This is a genomic window from Secundilactobacillus angelensis, from assembly GCF_012641075.1.
Classification (GTDB): domain Bacteria; phylum Bacillota; class Bacilli; order Lactobacillales; family Lactobacillaceae; genus Secundilactobacillus; species Secundilactobacillus angelensis.
Window position 1 is genome coordinate 1 of sequence record NZ_JAAXLJ010000104.1, and the last position, 286, is coordinate 286.

1 protein-coding gene is annotated in these 286 nt (G+C 43.4%); it reads right to left on the bottom strand.

The window, feature by feature from the left end:
- On the bottom strand, positions 1–286 hold a 286-nt coding region (locus tag HC026_RS12555), incomplete at both ends, for a transposase family protein (RefSeq protein WP_168926227.1).

A 286-nucleotide genomic window follows, 5' to 3' on the forward strand; every position in this document is an offset into this window, starting at 1 on the left:
TAAGTTGGATGATGTGGCACCGCAAGTGGTGCCACAGGTCCTACACAGATAACGCTGTTTATGAAGCTTCAATACGTATTTACCGCCGTTAACAGGTGCTAATCGGGCATTAACCTGATGGGTACCATTCTTAATTAAAGTTGGATACCCGCAATTAGGGCAATGATCTAAGGGATAAGTTAATTGCGCCTCAATGACTTCTGTAACACGGGTCTGTTGTTTAACCACCGACCTTTCTTCGTAAACCTGGGTAATCTGGATATTAGGGTCTGTTATTTTGAAGAGC